Raw genomic sequence first — 16,704 nt, forward strand, 5'->3', positions numbered from 1 at the left:
GTAACACCCAGAACGTAACCAGCAGCTGATTCGGTATGACCTGCTGCCGGGGGCGCTGGATTTAGCCCCCCATGGTTCTCCCTTCCGGGGGTGGGCGTGGGATGCCGGCGGCGTGGGCGGCCGGCATCCCTCGCACACGACGATGTCACGGGAGCCCGTTCCGGCTCCCGTGACATCGTGGACTCACTTCTCGGTGAGAAGCCCGAAGTTCTCCAGAGTGTAGATCGGAACGAGCTTCGCGTCCTCGACGCCCCCGATCCGCGGGTTGACCGCGAGGATCTTCAGGTTGTCGGCGAGGGGGAAGATGACCGCGTCATCTGCGATCTGCGCCTGCAGGTCGGCGTAGACGGCCTTGCGGGCATCGGGGTCGAGCTCCGCGGCGCCCTGGTCGAACAGCGCGTCGGTCGCCGGGTTCGAGTACGAGAAGTAGTTCGCCGAGGCGCCGGTGCGGTACAGCGCGCTGTACGCGTCGGGATCCTGGCCCATGATGTAGCCGCCGAGGAACGCGTCGTACTGCGAGTCGGCGCCCTTCTCGATCTCGTCGTAGACGGCGGCGGGCTCGACGCCCGCGAGCTCGACCGTGATGCCAGCCTTGCCCAGCTGCTCCTGGATGAGGGTCGCCTCGGTCTTCTGCGTCGGGTCGGCGCCGGCGTAGGCCAGCGTGAACGACAGGCCCGAGACGCCGGCCTCCTTGAGGAGCGCGGCCGACTTGTCGGCGTCCTGCTCGTACTTCTCGACGTCCTCGGTCGCGAACGCGTTGCTCGGCGGGAGGATCGTGTAGGCGTTCTGGTAGTAGTCCTCGCTGAGGAACGCGGCCGTGTTGATCTCGTCACGGCTCAGGGCGAAGAAGATCGCCTGGCGCACCTTCGGGTCGGTGAGCTTCGCGGCGTTGAGGCCCAGGTAGGCCACGCGGCCCTCGGCGTACGGGTACACGTTCAGGCCGGCGCCCTCGAGCTCGGTGATCTGGTCGGGGGTCGCGAACGACGCGTCGACCTCGCCGGTCTGCAGCGCCGTCTTGGTCGAGTTGGCGTCCGACACGATGCGCAGCGTCAGCTTCTTGATCTTCGGCGCCGGACCGTAGTAGTTCTCGTTCGCCTCGAACGTGAGGTACTGGCCGCGCTGGTAGTCGGTCAGCTTGTACGGGCCCGAGCCCACCGCGAGCGGGTCGAGCTCGGTCACCGAGAAGTCGGTGACGTCGCCGTAGACGTGCTCCGGGATGATGTAGGTCTCGGTCGCGATGTTGCTGAGGGCCGCCGCGCTGACGCTCGGCAGGTGGAACACGACGGTGCGGTCGTCGGTCGCCTCAGCGGTGATGGGCTGGTCGCCGACGTAGAGCAGGTCGGCGTTGCCGTTCTCTCGGACCGCCTTGTTCGTGTACGTGAAGACGACGTCGTCGGCGGTGAGCGGCTCGCCGTCGGACCACTTGAGGCCGTCCTTGAGCGTGACGGTGACCGACAGGCCGTCGTCGGCGGGCTCGATCGACTCCGCCAGCTCGTTGACGACGGTGCCGTCGCCCTCGACGCGGGCCAGGGGCGAGTACACGATGTTCGTGGCGGTGAGGCCCCAGCGGTCGCTGACGTTGATCGGGTTCAGCGACGACGGGTCGCTTGCGATCGCGTACGTGAACTCGCCGGTCTTCTCGCCGGCGCTGGATTCGGGGTCTGCGCCGCCCTGGGCGCAGGCGGCCAGTCCGATGGTCGCGGCCAGCGCCAGGGCGATGGGCGCGATCACTCGCCTCTTCGTCTTCATGAGCTTTCGGGATCCTCTTCGCTGTGCATGCACCCGAATGGGCGCACGCTCGAGCCTAGGCGGGCGGCGGCGAGAGGGGCTCCGGAGGGCCGAAGAATTGCGAAGTGTGACGGCGGTGTCCCGTGCAGATTCTCGCCGCTCGACGGTGACGGGTTCACACCCTGCGCATCTCGTCCGGGATGCCGCACACGCGGCCCTACGCTCGGAACATGCTCCTCACCGCCCCCGTGACCCTCGAGAACGCGTACGTGCGGCTCGAACCGCTCTCCCCCGATCACGAAGCAGATCTCGCGGCCGCCACCGTCGGGCTCGAGCACGCGTGGTACACCTCGGTGCCCCGCGCCGACGGAGTCGCCGCCGATGTCGCCCAGCGTCTCGCGTGGCGCGATCAGGGTGTCATGAACCCCTTCGCCGTCCGCCGGCTCGATACCGGGCGCGTGATCGGCACGACGACGTACTGCAACATCGACCAGCCCAACCGCCACGTCGAGATCGGCTACACATGGATCGGCGTCGAGGCACAGCGCACGTTCGTCAACACGGCCTCCAAGCTCCTGCTCATCGGCCACGCCTTCGACACGTGCGACGCGATCGCCGTCGAGTTCCGCACGCACTGGCACAACCGCCAGTCGCGCGCCGCGATCGCCCGCCTCGGCGCCAAGCAGGACGGCGTGCTGCGCAACGCCCGCCTCGGCCCCGACGGCTCGCTGCGCGACACCGTCGTGTTCTCGATCCTCCCCCACGAGTGGGCCGCCGTCCGACTGGGCCTCCAGGAGCGCCTCGCCCGCGGCTGACGCGGCCCGGACTCAGCCGTCGATGACCGCGACGAGCTCGTCGAGGAAGGCGTTGAAGTCGGTACCGCGGCGCACGATGCGCTGCACGCTGTCGCGCTCGCTGAACACCTCGACGAACTGCTCGAACACCGTCTGGAAGGCCTCTCGGTCCGTCTCGGAGAACGCCACGAGCGCCACGACCTGCACACGGCCGTCGCCCCACGGGATGGACGGGTCGGCGATGCCGATGGCGATGGCGGTGCGGGATGCCGTCATCTCCAGCGCGTGCGGCACGGCCAGGGCGTCGGTGAACGCGGTCGACGACAGGCGCTCGCGCTCGATGGTGCGATCGATGTACTCCTCGTCGATCACGCCGCGCTCACGCAGCAGGGCGCCGAGGCCCCGGATCACGTCCTCCTCGCCGCGGTCGCCGAAGCCCGGCCCGCGTACGAACGCGGACGGCTCGAAGTAGCGCTCCAGCTCGGCGCGCAGGCGGGCGAGGCGGCGGGAACGGCGGATGCGCCCGGCCGCGGCCTGCACGCGCTCGACGTCTGAGTCGGTGAGGAAGGGCTGGATCCGCACGATCCGGTCGGCCGGCGCGGGCGGGTCGATCGTGGTGAGCACGAGGTCGGTGTCGATCGAGGCCCAGTCGGGGTCGACCCGGGTCTCGACCCCGACGACCTCGATCGCCTGCCCGAGCGAGCGGTCGACGCTCGAGCGCAGCAGCTCGTGCAGGTCGTAGTAGCCGGGGCACACGATGGTCGCCGTGAGCAGCTGGTCGGCGCGGCGGCTGCGCTCGAGGCGACCCCCGACGTGCATCGCGATGTAGGCGATCTCGTCGTCCGGCAGCGGGATGCCGAGCCGCTGCTGCAGGCGGCTGGCGATGAACACGGCGACCTCGAAGATCATCGGATACGTCGACTTCAGCGAGCGCGTCAGCGGATTGCGCGACCACGCCTGCTCGCGCGCACGGTGCAGCAGGTTCTGCACGTGCAGGGCGAGACGGGCCACGAAGTCGTCGTGCGCGATGTCGACGAGGAACTCGTCGGCCGCCGCGGTCACGACCTCGCGCACGACACCCTCGATCTCGGGATCGAGCCCCGGGAGAGTGGATGCCGCCACGCCGCGGTCGGGGGCGACCACGCGCGTGAGCACGAGCGTGGCGAGGTGCTGCAGGTCGGTGGCGCCCAGCCGCACCCCGAGATGGCGCTCGGAGAGGTCGGCGATGATCTCGGCGACCTGGGTCTGGGTCGGCCGCTCCCCCGCATCCACGGGGTCCGCGGCATCCAGCGGACGATCCTGCGCGACGCGGTCGGCGGCGATGGCGATGTGCATCACGACGTCGGCGATGCCGAACTCGTTGACGAACCAGCCGAGGTCGCCCAGGCGCGCGACCAGCTCGGTCTTGAAGGGGCCGAAGGCCTGCGCCCCCACCGACCCCTCGCCGAGCGTCCGCCGGAGAGCGGACAGGTCGAAGGATCCGGCATCCATCTCGTCATGCGCGAGCTTGGACAGGAGCCGCCGCTGCGCGCCCTCGGTGCCGCGCAGCCGTGCGCGCGACGCGGAGCGCTCGAGGGTGAGCTCGGTGCCGCCGAGGAGTCCGCGCACGCGGGCGAGGTCGGCGTCGAGGGTCGCGGGCGACACGTGCAGCGCCTCGGCGGTCTCGAACACGTCGATGCCGTCGGGCGCGTCCAGCAGCGCCCGCACCACCGTGTGCAGGCGGTCGCGCGGCGTGCCGGCATCGGCCTCCACCCGCAGCGCCGCCGCCGCCTCCGCTCCGGCGCGATACCCCTGCGGCCCGGACTCGATCGCGGTGCCGCCGGTCACGCGGGCGTTCACCGCGGTGACGTACGACCGGATGCTGCGGGGCGTCACCCCGAGGGCGTCGGCAAGCGCGGATGCCGTCATCCAGTCGCCCTCGCGCGCGAGCAGTCCGAGCACACGATCTTGACGGGCCCGGGTCACCAGCCCAGTCAACCATGAGCCCGCGGCGCCGGACCGGTGCCGGCATCCCGCGTTTCCGCCCCCGCGGAAGAAGGACTGGTTGTCGACTCCCAGCGGTTTCACAAGAATGGCTCGAAAGGAGGCGGATCGATGAAGATCCTGGTGGTCTGCGGAGCGGGTGCCTCGAGCACCTTCGTCGCACAGCGCGTGCGGCACGCAGCCCACGAGCAGGGTCTGGACTATGCCGCCTTCGCCGGCACCGAGGCGTCGTTACCGATCGACCTCGATTCCGCCGACGTGGTCCTGGTGGGACCGCATCTGGTTCATGCGCTGGAGCGCATCGAACGGGATGCCGCACCTCGGGGCACGACGGTGGTGCTGCTGCCGCCCGACATCTTCACCGACCGGGACGGCACGCGGACGCTCGCGCTGGTCCGCGCCGCGGTCGGGAGCCCCGGGGGGCCGCTTCCGGCCGCGGGCGCGACCGCCGACGCCCGGAACGCCGAACACCCAGACAGACCAGAGCCAGAACGACAGCCTTGAGCCAGGCCAACCAAGACAGAGAGGTCGCCGATATGCCACCCGTCTCCCGCACCGTCCGGATCGGATCCGCGCACGGGCTGCACGCCCGCCCCGCGAAGCTGTTCGCCCAGGCGGCGAAGGACTCCGGCCTGCCCGTCACCATCGCGAAGGGCGCGGCGAGCCCGGTGAACGCCGCGAGCATCCTCGGCGTCATCGCGCTGGGCGTCGAGAAGGGCGATTACGTCACCCTGACGACGGAAGGCGACGGCGCCGAGGACCTGCTCGACACCCTCACCGAACTGCTGACCACCGACCACGACGCGGAGGCGTGAACATGACCGAGCTACGAGGTGTGGGAATCGGCCTGGGCGTCGCCCAGGGACCCGTCGCACGGATGGCCGAGCCGGCCCCGGCGCCGTCCGACGCGCCGAGCGCGCTGACCGCGGACGAGGAGAAGGCGCGCGTCGCGGACGCCGTCGCCGCGGTCGCCCGCGAGCTGGAGGCGCGCGGGGCCCACGCCGGCGGCGCAGCGCAGGAGGTCCTCGAGGCGCAGGCGATGATGGCCGAGGACCCGAGCCTCGCCGACGAGGTCAACGCACGCATCGCGCAGGGCCGCACCGGCGAGTTCGCGGTCTTCGACGCGTTCGCGTCGTTCCGCGACCAGCTCACGGCGCTCGGCGGCTACCTCGGCGAGCGCGCCGCCGACCTCGACGACGTCGCGCAGCGCGTGATCGCCCGGCTGCGGGGCGTGCCGGCACCCGGCGTGCCCGACCCGGGCCACCCGTTCGTGCTCGTCGCGAAGGACCTCGCGCCCGCCGACACGGCGCTCCTCGACCTCGACAAGGTGCTCGCGCTCGTGACCACCGAGGGCGGGCCGACGTCGCACACGGCGATCCTCGCGCGCGAGAAGTCCATCGTCGCCGTCGTCGGCACCGTGGAGGCCACCGGACTGCGGGACGGCGAGACGGTCATCGTGGATGCCGCCGCCGGCGTCGTCACGACCGAACCCACCGCCGACGAGCTCGAGCGCGCGAACCGCCGTGCCGCAGACCGGGCGGCTGCGGCATCCGCCCCCATCACCGACGGCGCCCTCGCCGACGGCACGGCGATCCCGCTGCTCGCGAATCTCGGCAACGCCGACGGCGCCGCCGAGGCGGTCGCGCTCGGGGCCGAGGGGGTCGGACTGTTCCGCACCGAGTTCCTGTTCCTCAGCTCCAGCCAGGCACCCACGGTCGAGCAGCAGCGCGAGTCGTACACGAAGCTCCTCGCGGCGTTCCCCGGCAAGAAGGTGGTCGTGCGCGTGCTCGACGCCGGTGCCGACAAGCCGCTGGCGTTCCTCAACGACGCCCACGAGGAGAACCCCGCGCTGGGCCTCCGCGGCATCCGCGCGCTGCGCGCCAGCGAAGACATCCTGCGCGAGCAGCTGACAGCCCTCGCCGAGGCGGATGCCGCCACGGACGCCGACCTGTGGGTCATGGCGCCGATGGTGGCCACGGTGGAGGAGACGCAGTATTTCGTCGAGCTGGCGCGGGACTACGGCGTCAAGACCGCCGGCGTCATGGTGGAGGTGCCGGCGTCGGCGCTGCTGGCCGACCGTGTGCTCACCCACGCGGACTTCGCGTCGATCGGCACGAACGACCTCACGCAGTACACGATGGCCGCCGACCGGCTGCTCGGCTCGGTGGCGTCGTTCCAGGACCCGTGGCACCCGGCGGTGCTGCGGCTCATCCGCGAGGTCGGCGACGCCGGCCGCACGAACGGCAAGCCGGTCGGCATCTGCGGCGAGGCTGCGGCCGACCCGCTCCTGGCCGTCGTGCTCGTGGGCCTCGGCGCCACGAGCCTCTCCATGGCGCCCACGGCCCTCGCGGACGTGCGCGCCACTCTGCTGCAGCACTCCCTCGACCAGGCACGCGCCATCGCCTCGGCCGCCCTCGCCGCGTCCGACGCGGCATCCGCCCGCGCCGCCGCCCAAGAGGCGGCACGAGGCTAGCCCACGCGGCCGCGCGGCCCCGATCGCGCGGTCACCCGAGAAACAAGGAGACCCGCAATGACAACGGCGTCAACGCCCACCACGGGCACCAGCAAGGCGCGAGTCGGAGTGCAGCGCTTCGGCACGTTCCTCTCCGGCATGATCATGCCGAACATCCCCGCGCTCATCGCGTGGGGCATCTTCACCGCGTTCTTCATCGACGTCGGCTGGACGCCGAACGCCGACCTCGCGACGATCGTGGGCCCGTTCATCCACTACCTGCTGCCGCTGATCATCGCCTACACGGGCGGCAACATCGTGTACGGCGTGCGCGGCGGTGTCGTCGCCACGATCGGCACGATGGGTGCGATCGCGGGTTCGGACCTCCTCGTCGCGAACTTCAACGCGACCCTGCCGGAGGGGGATGCCCCGCTCGGGCAGGTGCACATGTTCATCGGCGCGATGATCATGGCACCGCTCGCTGCGTACACCATGAAGTGGCTCGACAGCCTGTGGGAAGGCAAGATCAAGGCCGGCTTCGAGATGCTCGTCAACATGTTCTCGGCGGGCATCTGGGGCTTCGTCATGGCGATCGTCGGCTTCTACCCGATCGCCTGGGTGGTCAACGGCATCATGCAGGCCCTCGGCAACGCGGTGCACTGGCTGGTCGACACGAACCTGCTCCCGCTGACGAGCATCCTGATCGAGCCCGCGAAGGTGTTCTTCCTCAACAACGCGATCAACCACGGCGTGCTGACGCCCCTCGGCATCGCGGAGTCCGCCGAGACCGGGCAGGGCTCGATCCTGTTCCTGCTCGAGGCGAACCCCGGCCCCGGCGTCGGCCTGCTTCTGGCATTCACCTTCTTCGGCATCGGCGCCGCACGGGCGTCGGCTCCGGGCGCCGCGGTGATCCAGTTCTTCGGAGGCATCCACGAGGTGTACTTCCCGTACGCGCTGATGAAGCCGATGCTGATCCTCGCGCTCATCGCCGGCGGCATGACGGGTGTGACGACGAACATGCTCCTGGGCGGTGCGCTCAGAGCGCCCGCGGCGCCAGGAAGCATCATCGCGGTCATCGCGCAGGTGGCGAACAATTCGTACTTCGCCGTCCTGTTGTCGGTGGTGCTCGCGGCAACGGTGACCTTCCTCATCTCGTGGGTCATCCTGCGCGCCTCGCGCAAGCGCGACCTGGAGGCCATGGCGGCCACCGACGACGCGTTCGGTGCGGCGATCACCCAGACCGAGGCGGCCAAGGGCAAGTCGTCCGACGCGCTGTCGGGTCTGCGCGGCGGCGCGGCCACCCAGGCCGACGGCGGCGTGGAGCCGGCGACGATGACGGAGAAGCAGATCAGGAACATCGTGTTCGCGTGCGACGCGGGCATGGGATCGTCGGCCATGGGCGCGAGCGTGCTGCGCAACAAGATCAAGAAGGCGGGCATCGAGGACGTCACGGTCGTCAACAAGGCGATCGCGGCGCTGGACTCGTCGGCCGACCTCGTCATCACCCAGAACCAGCTGACCGACCGGGCCCGGCAGAAGACCCCCGACGCGGTGCACGTGTCGGTGGACAACTTCATGAACTCGCCCCGGTACGACGAGGTCGTGGACCTCGTCGTGGGCCAGCACGAGGATGGGGCCTAGCAGAGACCGCGGCGGGGTCGGGCGGGCGCGAGGCCCCCGGCCCCACCGCCTCTGCGCAGGCTGACACGCCGGCTGCGGCAGCGGTGCCCGGCGAGGCGTGAGACGCAGCATCCATTCATCTCCGATCACACGAGAAGGGCGAGAACATGGCACGCGAGGTTCTGAGCATCGGTCAGGTGCGCATCCACTCCGGCGGCGCGTCGAAGGAAGAGGCGATGAAGGAGGCCGCCGACATCCTGCAGGCGGTGGGCGCCGTGACGGGCGCGTACTACGACGCGATGCTGCAGCGCGAGCAGACGGTGTCGACGTACATGGGCAACGAGCTCGCGATCCCGCACGGCACGAACGAGACGAAGGGCGAGATCCTCGAGTCCGCGCTCTCGGTCGTGCGCTACGACGGCGGGGTCGACTGGGACGGCAATCCTGTGACATTCGTGGTCGGCATCGCGGGCAAGGGCGACGAGCACCTGGAGATCCTGTCGCAGATCGCGATCCTGTTCTCAGAGGAGGACGACGTGGCGCGCCTGAAGGCGGCCCAGACACCCGAGGAGCTGTTCGCTCTGGTGTCGGCGGCGGGCGTCTGATGAAGGCCGTCCACTTCGGCGCCGGCAACATCGGGCGCGGATTCGTCGGCCTGCTGCTGCACCAGGGCGGGTACGAGCTCGTGTTCTCGGACGTCGCCGCGCCGCTGGTCGACGCGATCAACGCCGTCGACCGGTACACGGTCCACGAGGTCGGAGAGGGCGGGCGCGACACCGTCGTCACCGGGTTCCGCGCGCTCAACAGCGCGGAGCACCCCGACCAGGTCATCGACGAGATCGCCGGCGCCAACGTCGTGACCACGGCCGTCGGCCCCACGGTGCTCAAGTTCGTGGCGCCGCTGGTCATGTCGGGGCTCGCGCTGCGCGACCCGTCGAGTCCGCCGCTGCAGATCATGGCGTGCGAGAACGCTATCAACGCCACCGACCTGCTGCGCGACGAGATCAAGGCGCTGGCGGGCGACGCGTGGGACGCCCTGGCCGGACGCGCGGTGTTCGCCAACACCGCGGTCGACCGCATCGTCCCCGCCCAGCCCGAGGGTGCGGGAGTCGACGTCACCGTCGAGCCGTTCTTCGAGTGGGCCATCGAGGGTCCGCCGTTCGGCGACGACCCGCCTTCGATCCCCGGCGCGCACTTCGTCGACGACCTGGCGCCGTACATCGAGCGCAAGCTCTTCACCGTCAACACGGGCCACGCCACGACCGCGTACTTCGGCGCCCAGGCGGGGATCGACACCATCGCCCTCGCCCTCGCGGACGAGGCCATCGCGGGCAGGGTGTCGGCCGCGCTCGAAGAGACGTCTGCGCTGCTGGCGGCCAAGCACGGCCTCGACCCGGCGTCGCTCGCCGACTACCGCGCCACGATCCTGCGCCGGTTCCGCAACGCCGCCCTGCCCGACACGGTGTGGCGCGTCGGACGGCAGCCGCTGCGCAAGCTGTCGCGCCACGAGCGCTTCGTCGGACCCGCCGCCGAGGCCGCCGAGCGAGGCCTGCCCGTGGATGCGCTGGTCGGTGCCATGGGTGCCGCCCTCGCGTTCGACGACACCGAGGACGCCCAGTCGGTGGACCTGCAGCGCATGCTGCGGGAGCAGGATGCCGCAACGTTCACCGCCTCCGTCACGGGCCTGGAGCCCACCCATCCGCTGTTCCCGCGCGTCGAGGCCGTGGTCGCCGCCCGCCAGGCGGACCTCGGGGTCTGAGCCCGGGGCGGGCGCGACGGCTACGCTCGACCCGTGACCGCCGACGCGCCCGCCCCCGACCCGACCGACTCCCCGCGACCGAAGCGGCGCGGCCTGCGCGTGCTGTGGTGGATCCTCGGATCGGTCGGGGCGCTCATCGTGCTCGCGATCGTGGGGATCGTCATCTGGAGCCAGGTCGGCGTCATGGCCGCCGAACCGGAGCCGCTCGCCGAGGTGCGCGCCGACCCGGCGATCACGATCACCGACACCGACGCAGGCATCGTGCTGGCGCCGACCGGCGAGTCCGCCGGCGTGGGACTCGTGTACATCCCCGGTGCGAAGGTCGACCCCTGGGCGTACGCATACAAGGTGTCGGGGCTCGTCGCAGAGGACGGCATCACCGTCGTCATCACGAAGCCCTGGCTGAACCTCGCGTTCTTCGACCTGCGCCCGCTGTCGACCTTCACCGATCTGGCACCCGACGTCGACACGTGGCTCGTCGGCGGGCATTCGCTGGGCGGCGTGCGCGCCTGCCAGCTGGCGGCGGACGCCGACGGTCTCGCCCTGTTCGGGTCGTACTGCGCCAACGACCTCTCGGACTCCGGTCTGCCGGTCATCAGCGTCTCGGGCAGCGAGGACGGGCTGTCGACACCCGAGAAGATCGCCGACGCCCGCCACCTGCTCCCCGACGACGCCGAACTGCACGAGATCGAGGGCGCGAGCCATTCGTCGTTCGGCGACTACGGCCCGCAGGCGGGCGACGGAACCCCGACGATCGCCGACGACGACATGCGCGATCAGCTCACCGAGCTGGTCGGCGGGTTCGCACTGTCGAGCGTCGGCTGACGGACGGCGCCGCGCGCCCCGCCGCCTAGACTGGAATCCCGTGACTGTCATCCTCGCGGGCATCGCGGCGTTCATCGCCGCGATCATCCAGCGCATCACCGGACTCGGGTTCGTGCTGGTGCTGGTCGGCCCGATCGTCCTGCTCTACGGCCCCGTCGAGGGCGTGACGCTCGCCGTGCTGATGGCATTGGTGGCGTCACTGGTGGCGATCCCGATGGTGTGGCGGCACATCGACTGGAAGCGGTCGTGGTGGCTCATCTGGCCGGGCCTGATCGCCGCCCCCTTCGGTGCCCTGCTGGTGCGCCTGCTGCCCGACGCCGCCCTGCTGCTGGTCATCGCCGCGATGGCGTACGTCGCCCTTCTCGCCGGGCACCTCCCCGCGCTGTCCACCTCGCTCACCGGGCGATGCGGCGCGATCGCCTCGGGTGCCGCCGCCGGCTTCATGAACGTCGCGAGCGGACTCGGCGGACCGCCGCTGGCCGCCTACGCGGTCGGCGACCGCTGGCCGCAGCGCAGCTTCGCGGCGAGCGCGCAGCTCATCTTCATCGCGTTCGACATCGTGACGGTCGCGCTGCGCGGCGTCCCGGTGACGCCGGTCGAGGACGTCGGCACGCTCGTCGTCGCGACGGTCGCGGGCATCGCGATCGGCACCGTGCTCTCGCGCAATGTCTCGCCCCGGATCGCCCGCGGTGCCATGCTCGTGATCGCATGGGCCGGCGCGACGGTGGTGCTCGTACGCGGCATCCTGGCACTCTTCCTCTGACGGGTCGCCGCGATTTCGGTTAATGCCGAGTAACGCTTAGGGTTCTGTCGGCGGATCGTCACGCCGACACGATGGAGTGCGAAAAACGTGAGGAAGCAATGAGCAAGTACGCCGTCATCGGCGCAGGGCCGTCCGGACTTTCGGCCGCGCGCGCCCTGCAGCGCGCGGGCATCGACTTCGACGGCTACGAGGCGTCGCGCGGCGTCGGCGGCCTGTGGGACATCGAGAACCCGCGCTCGACGATGTACGAGTCGGCGCACCTCATCTCGTCGCGCACGACGACCGAGTTCGCCGAGTTCCCGATGGCCTCGACCGCCGACTACCCCAGCCACCGCGAGCTGATCCGGTACTTCCGCGACTTCGCCGACCGCTTCGGCCTCACGGAGCGCTTCCGCTTCGAGACGAAGGTCACCGCCCTCGAGCCTGCCGAGGGCGGCGGATGGATGCTGCACGCCGATGCACCGGCCGGCCCGATCGCCGAGCGCTACGACGGCGTGATCCTCGCCAACGGCACGCTCGCCGAGCCGAACGTGCCGCCGTTCCGCGGCGAGTTCACCGGCGAGCTGCTGCACACGAGCGCCTACAAGTCCGCGTCGCAGCTCGCCGGCAAGCGCGTGCTCATCATCGGCGCCGGCAACTCCGGCTGCGACATCGCCGTCGATGCCGTGCACCACGCGGCCTCCGTCGACATGAGCGTGCGCCGCGGCTACTACTTCGTGCCGCGCTACCTGTTCGGCAAGCCGTCCGACACGCTGAACCAGGGCCGTCCCCTCCCCGCCCGTCTCAAGCAGGCGCTGGACTCCCGCGTGCTGCGCGCGTTCACGGGCGACCCGGTGCGGTTCGGATTCCCCAAGCCCGACTACAAGATCTACGAGTCGCACCCGATCGTCAACACGCTGATCCTCAACCACCTCGGGCAGGGCGACCTGCGCGTCATGCCCGACATCGACCGGTTCGACGGCCGCACGGTGCACTTCCGCGACGGCTCGTCGGGCGAGTACGACACCGTGCTGCTGGCCACCGGCTACAAGCTCGACTACCCCTTCGTCGACCGCACCGCACTCGGCTGGGCGGGCATGGCCCCCAAGCTCTTCCTGAACGTCTTCACGCCCTCGTTCAACGGGCTGTACGTCATGGGCATGATCGAGGCGTCCGGCATCGGCTGGCAGGGCCGCTACGAGCAGGCCGAGCTCATCGCCGCCTACCTCACCGCGGTGGAGCACGACCCCGCGCGCGCGGCCGCGTTCCGCGCCCGCGTCGCGGGCGAGCCGTGGCCCGACCTCACCGGCGGCTACAAGTACCTGGGCCTGGAGCGGATGTCGTACTACGTCAACAAGGACGCCTACCGCCGCGCCGTGCGCACCGCCACCCAAGGACTGCGGACGGATGCCGTCACGCCGGGGAGCGGCATCCCCTCGGCGTCCTCGCGCCGCACGGCCAAGAAGGAGCTGTCGGCATGAACCCGGACGACGTCGTCCTCGCCTTCAACCCGAGCACGCTCCTCATCCTGGACGTCGTGCTGGGGCTCATCATGTTCGGCATCGCACTGGACACGACGCTCGACGACTTCAAGGTCGTCGCCCGCAAGCCCAAGCCGTTCGTGATCGCGATCCTCGCGCAGCTGATCGTGCTGCCGGCCGTGACCTTCGCGCTGACGCTGATCCTTCCGGTGACGCCGTCGATGGCGCTGGGCATGATCCTCGTGGCGTGCTGCCCTCCCGGCAACATCTCGCAGGTGCTGACGCATCGTGCCGGCGGCAACGTGGCGCTGTCGGTGTCGATGACCGCCGTGTCGAACCTCATCTACATCTTCGTGCTGCCGCTGTCGGTGGCGTTCTGGGGTTCGCTGCACCCGACCGCGAGCAAGCTGCTGGAGGCCGTGTCACTCGACCCGTGGGCGATGCTGGGCGAGATCCTGCTCATCATCGGCCTGCCGTTCGCGCTGGGCCTGTTCATCCGTGCGCGGTTCGAGGGCTTCGCGCGCAAGGTGCAGCCGTTCGTCAAGTGGTTCTCGCTGATCGCGCTGTGCGCATTCATCGTGGGCGCCCTGGCGGGCAACTGGGCGTACTTCATCGCGTTCCTCGGCCTCATCGTGGTGGTCGTCACGGTGCATGACGCGGTCGCCCTCGCGATCGGCTACGGCACCGCCGTCGTCGGCGGGCTCGGCACGCGCGAGCGCAAGGCGATGACGTTCGAGGTCGGCATCCGCAACTCCGGCCTGGGCCTCGGCCTCATCTTCACGTTCTTCGGCGGCCTCGGGGGCATGGCGATCGTCGCCGGATGGTGGGGTATCTGGGACATCATCGCGGGCCTCATCGTGGCCGCCCTGTGGGCGCGGCACACGCGCCGCCGCACCGGCTCCGCCAAGGGCGACGCGTCGCGTCATGCGGTGCGCACTGGCGCCGGCGACTCCGCAGCCTCGGAAGCCCCGGGTTCAGGCGCACCCGAGTCGCCGGCCGCCGACGGCCCGACAGGAGCGGCATCGTGAGCCGCCGCGTCCTCATCACCGGCGGCTCGGGGTTCCTGGGCACGCACGTGGCGGCCGCGCTCGTCGCCCGGCCGGATGTCGAGCTCGTCGTCGCCGGCGACGTGCGCGGGCCGCAGCATCCCCTCGACGGTGTCGTCTACGAGGAGTGCGACGTCACCCGGCCGGACGCGCTCGCGCCGGTGCTGCGCAGGCACCGCATCGACGTCGTCGTACACCTGGCGGCCATCGTCAACCCCGGGCGCGACCACGACCTGGAGTACCGCGTCGACGTCGACGGCTCGAGGCATGTGCTCGAAGCGTGCGTCGAGGCGGGCGTGAAGCGGATCGTCGTGTCGTCGTCGGGCGCCGCGTACGGCTACCACGCCGACAACCCCGAGTGGCTGCATGAGAGCGACCCGGTGCGCGGCAACGACGAGTTCCCGTACTCCAAGCACAAGCGCCTCGTCGAGCAGCTGCTCGCCGGGTACCGCGCGGCGCACCCCGAACTGGAGCAGGTCGTGTTCCGCATCGGCACGATCCTCGGCCCGACGGTGCAGAACCAGATCACCGCACTGTGGGACGGCCGTGCCCTCCTCGGCGTCCGGGGGTCGGCGTCGCCCTTCGTGTTCGTGTGGGTGGACGACGTCGCCGCCGCCATGGCGCGTGCCGCCACCGACGGCCCGGCGGGCGTCTACAACGTCGCCGGAGACGGCCGGGTCACCGTGCCCGAGATCGCCCGACGCCTCGGCAAGCGCGTCGTGTGGGTGCCGGCCGGTGCGCTCGGATTCGGCCTTCGCGTCGGCCGCGCGCTGCGGCTCACCGTGCACGGTCCCGAGCAGGTCGGCTTCCTGCGGTACCGCCCCGTGCTCGCCAACGACGCCCTCAAGCGCGACTTCGGCTACACGCCCGGCAAGACCTCGGCCGAGGCGTTCGAGGCCTACCTTGAGGCCCACCCCGGCGTCGCTCGCGTCTGAGGCGCCGACCACAACTCCTGACACACCTGCGTGACAGGTGGGTTTCGGCGTCATCGACGCCTGGCTGGCATCGATCTGAGGAGTTGATGCGCCCCGCGGCGGCGTCCGCACGCGCGGTGCTCCTCCGGCCCCACCGTGACAGGGGCGACAGGAAGTAGGACCTGATGGCCCGACTCCTCAGATCCGTGCTCGGACCGCGAATGCGGGGGCCACTCTGAGGAGTTGGGGCTCCTCCCCGACGATGCTCGCGAGATGCCGAACGGCGTGTTGTGCACATCACGACAACAGGGCGTCGCGCCCGGTGGCTGCTCGCGGGCACGCTGGCGCTCATGCTCGGAGCCGACGACCACGACCCAGGTTTTTCCATCTCGCCGACCTTTCTCAGCCGAGACGAGCTGAAACGGATGGGGTTCACCCGGCATCGCCTCGAGCGCGCAGTGGCGGAGCGAAGGATCATTCGGGTGCGAAAGGGACGATACGTCCACGGCAACCTGGACCCAGACCTCGTCACGGTCGCGAAGCTGGGTGGACGACTGGACTGTGTGTCGCTCGTACGGCGCCTCGGCGTGTTCGTGTGGGATGCCTCTCTGCCTCTGCACATCCAAGTCGATGTCGGCGCGAGCAGGCTCCCGCCGCGCCCGTCAGCGGTCGTCTGCCACTGGCGTACGTCGCGGGCGCGCGAGTTCGAGCTCGTGGCGGACGTCGTCGAGGCGTTGGCGCAGGCGGTGCGGTGCCAGGGCCCTCGCGAAGCCATCGCCATGCTCGACAGCGCCCTCCACAATCGCCTGATCGATCAGCGGGCACTGGGGCTCGTCTTCGCGAGGCTGCCACGCAGGTTCACGGCCTTGAGGGGCCTGCTCGACGCGCGAAGCGAGTCCGGCGCCGAGAGCCTCATGCGTCTCATCCTGCGGACCCTCGGCTGTGACGTCGACCTGCAGGTGAAGATCAGCGGCGTCGGCCGGGTCGACTTCATCCTCGACGGTTGGCTCATCGTCGAATGCGACAGCGAAACCCACCACTCGGGATGGGGGGCGCAGAAGCGCGATCGGCGGAGAGACCTCGCGGCGGCCCGAGTCGGCTACACGACGGTCCGCGTCATCGCCGAGGACATCTTCTTCCACCGAGACGAGGTCCGCGAGGCTCTCACTGACGTGCTCGCACACGGTCCGCGCCGACAGACGCGGCGCCAGAACTCCTCAGTCCCGGGCGCCGCGCGGTGACAGTGAGGGCGGAATGCGGCGCGGTGCGCCAGACGTGAGGAGTTGCGGCGGGACGGGCTTGCTCAGAAACAGGAGGGGGGTGGGGGGGGGGGCGCGCCGCCCCCACCCCCCCCCCCAAA

The 16,704-nt window shown here is 70.6% G+C and carries 15 protein-coding genes; 13 read left to right on the forward strand and 2 right to left on the reverse strand.

The window, feature by feature from the left end; all coding sequences use genetic code 11:
* Nucleotides 1-183: 183 nt before the first annotated feature.
* Entirely contained in the window at nucleotides 184-1,749 is a 1,566-nt protein-coding gene (locus ACFWJ8_RS18205) for an ABC transporter substrate-binding protein (RefSeq protein ID WP_378814194.1), read from the reverse strand.
* A gap of 209 nt (nucleotides 1,750-1,958) precedes the next feature.
* Between ACFWJ8_RS18205 and ACFWJ8_RS18210 the strand changes: the two genes are divergently transcribed.
* Nucleotides 1,959-2,543: a GNAT family N-acetyltransferase gene (locus ACFWJ8_RS18210; RefSeq protein ID WP_378814195.1), complete on the forward strand. Its 585-nt coding sequence runs from the start codon at nucleotides 1,959-1,961 to the stop codon at nucleotides 2,541-2,543.
* A gap of 12 nt (nucleotides 2,544-2,555) precedes the next feature.
* Here the strand turns inward: ACFWJ8_RS18210 and ACFWJ8_RS18215 are convergent, their stop codons facing one another.
* Nucleotides 2,556-4,430 (reverse strand): BglG family transcription antiterminator, encoded by a 1,875-nt coding sequence (locus ACFWJ8_RS18215; protein WP_378814346.1) that lies wholly within the window; start codon nucleotides 4,428-4,430, stop codon nucleotides 2,556-2,558.
* A gap of 186 nt (nucleotides 4,431-4,616) precedes the next feature.
* Between ACFWJ8_RS18215 and ACFWJ8_RS18220 the strand changes: the two genes are divergently transcribed.
* From ACFWJ8_RS18220 to ACFWJ8_RS18275, 12 genes are all read left to right on the forward strand, one after another.
* A complete protein-coding gene (locus ACFWJ8_RS18220) occupies nucleotides 4,617-5,009 on the forward strand; it encodes a PTS sugar transporter subunit IIB (RefSeq protein WP_378814197.1) in 393 nt (130 codons plus the stop codon).
* A 32-nt stretch (nucleotides 5,010-5,041) separates the two neighbouring features.
* A complete protein-coding gene (locus ACFWJ8_RS18225) occupies nucleotides 5,042-5,320 on the forward strand; it encodes an HPr family phosphocarrier protein (protein ID WP_378814198.1) in 279 nt (92 codons plus the stop codon).
* 2 nt (nucleotides 5,321-5,322) lie between these two features.
* Entirely contained in the window at nucleotides 5,323-6,978 is a 1,656-nt protein-coding gene (gene ptsP, locus ACFWJ8_RS18230; protein ID WP_378814200.1) for a phosphoenolpyruvate--protein phosphotransferase, read from the forward strand.
* A 57-nt stretch (nucleotides 6,979-7,035) separates the two neighbouring features.
* A complete protein-coding gene (locus ACFWJ8_RS18235; protein ID WP_378814202.1) occupies nucleotides 7,036-8,598 on the forward strand; it encodes a PTS mannitol transporter subunit IICB in 1,563 nt (520 codons plus the stop codon).
* Between the two features lie 146 nt (nucleotides 8,599-8,744).
* Nucleotides 8,745-9,182, forward strand: coding sequence for a PTS sugar transporter subunit IIA (locus tag ACFWJ8_RS18240; RefSeq protein ID WP_378814204.1), 438 nt, complete (start codon nucleotides 8,745-8,747; stop codon nucleotides 9,180-9,182).
* Nucleotides 9,182-10,336 carry a mannitol-1-phosphate 5-dehydrogenase gene (locus ACFWJ8_RS18245; RefSeq protein ID WP_378814206.1) on the forward strand — a complete coding sequence of 385 codons (1,155 nt, stop codon included), beginning with the start codon at nucleotides 9,182-9,184 and terminating at the stop codon, nucleotides 10,334-10,336. Before ACFWJ8_RS18240 ends, ACFWJ8_RS18245 begins: the two co-directional genes overlap by 1 nt.
* Nucleotides 10,337-10,369: 33 nt before the next feature.
* Complete coding sequence (locus ACFWJ8_RS18250) at nucleotides 10,370-11,161, forward strand: alpha/beta hydrolase (RefSeq protein WP_378814207.1); 792 nt, start codon at nucleotides 10,370-10,372, stop codon at nucleotides 11,159-11,161.
* Between the two features lie 40 nt (nucleotides 11,162-11,201).
* The gene (locus tag ACFWJ8_RS18255; protein WP_378814209.1) at nucleotides 11,202-11,924 is read left to right on the forward strand and encodes a TSUP family transporter; all 723 of its coding nucleotides are present in this window, start codon (nucleotides 11,202-11,204) and stop codon (nucleotides 11,922-11,924) included.
* Between the two features lie 98 nt (nucleotides 11,925-12,022).
* Nucleotides 12,023-13,384 carry a flavin-containing monooxygenase gene (locus tag ACFWJ8_RS18260; RefSeq protein ID WP_378814211.1) on the forward strand — a complete coding sequence of 454 codons (1,362 nt, stop codon included), beginning with the start codon at nucleotides 12,023-12,025 and terminating at the stop codon, nucleotides 13,382-13,384.
* Nucleotides 13,381-14,412, forward strand: coding sequence for a bile acid:sodium symporter family protein (locus tag ACFWJ8_RS18265; protein WP_378814213.1), 1,032 nt, complete (start codon nucleotides 13,381-13,383; stop codon nucleotides 14,410-14,412). The genes ACFWJ8_RS18260 and ACFWJ8_RS18265 overlap by 4 nt, the downstream gene beginning before the upstream one ends.
* Complete coding sequence (locus tag ACFWJ8_RS18270; protein ID WP_378814215.1) at nucleotides 14,409-15,365, forward strand: SDR family oxidoreductase; 957 nt, start codon at nucleotides 14,409-14,411, stop codon at nucleotides 15,363-15,365. Before ACFWJ8_RS18265 ends, ACFWJ8_RS18270 begins: the two co-directional genes overlap by 4 nt.
* Before the next feature lie 329 nt (nucleotides 15,366-15,694).
* Nucleotides 15,695-16,585, forward strand: a complete 891-nt coding sequence (locus ACFWJ8_RS18275; RefSeq protein WP_378814217.1) for an endonuclease domain-containing protein — start codon at nucleotides 15,695-15,697, stop codon at nucleotides 16,583-16,585.
* Nucleotides 16,586-16,704: the final 119 nt, after the last annotated feature.

Origin of the sequence: Microbacterium sp. NPDC058389 (genome assembly GCF_042722305.1) — a bacterium.
Taxonomy (GTDB): Bacteria; Actinomycetota; Actinomycetes; order Actinomycetales; family Microbacteriaceae; genus Microbacterium.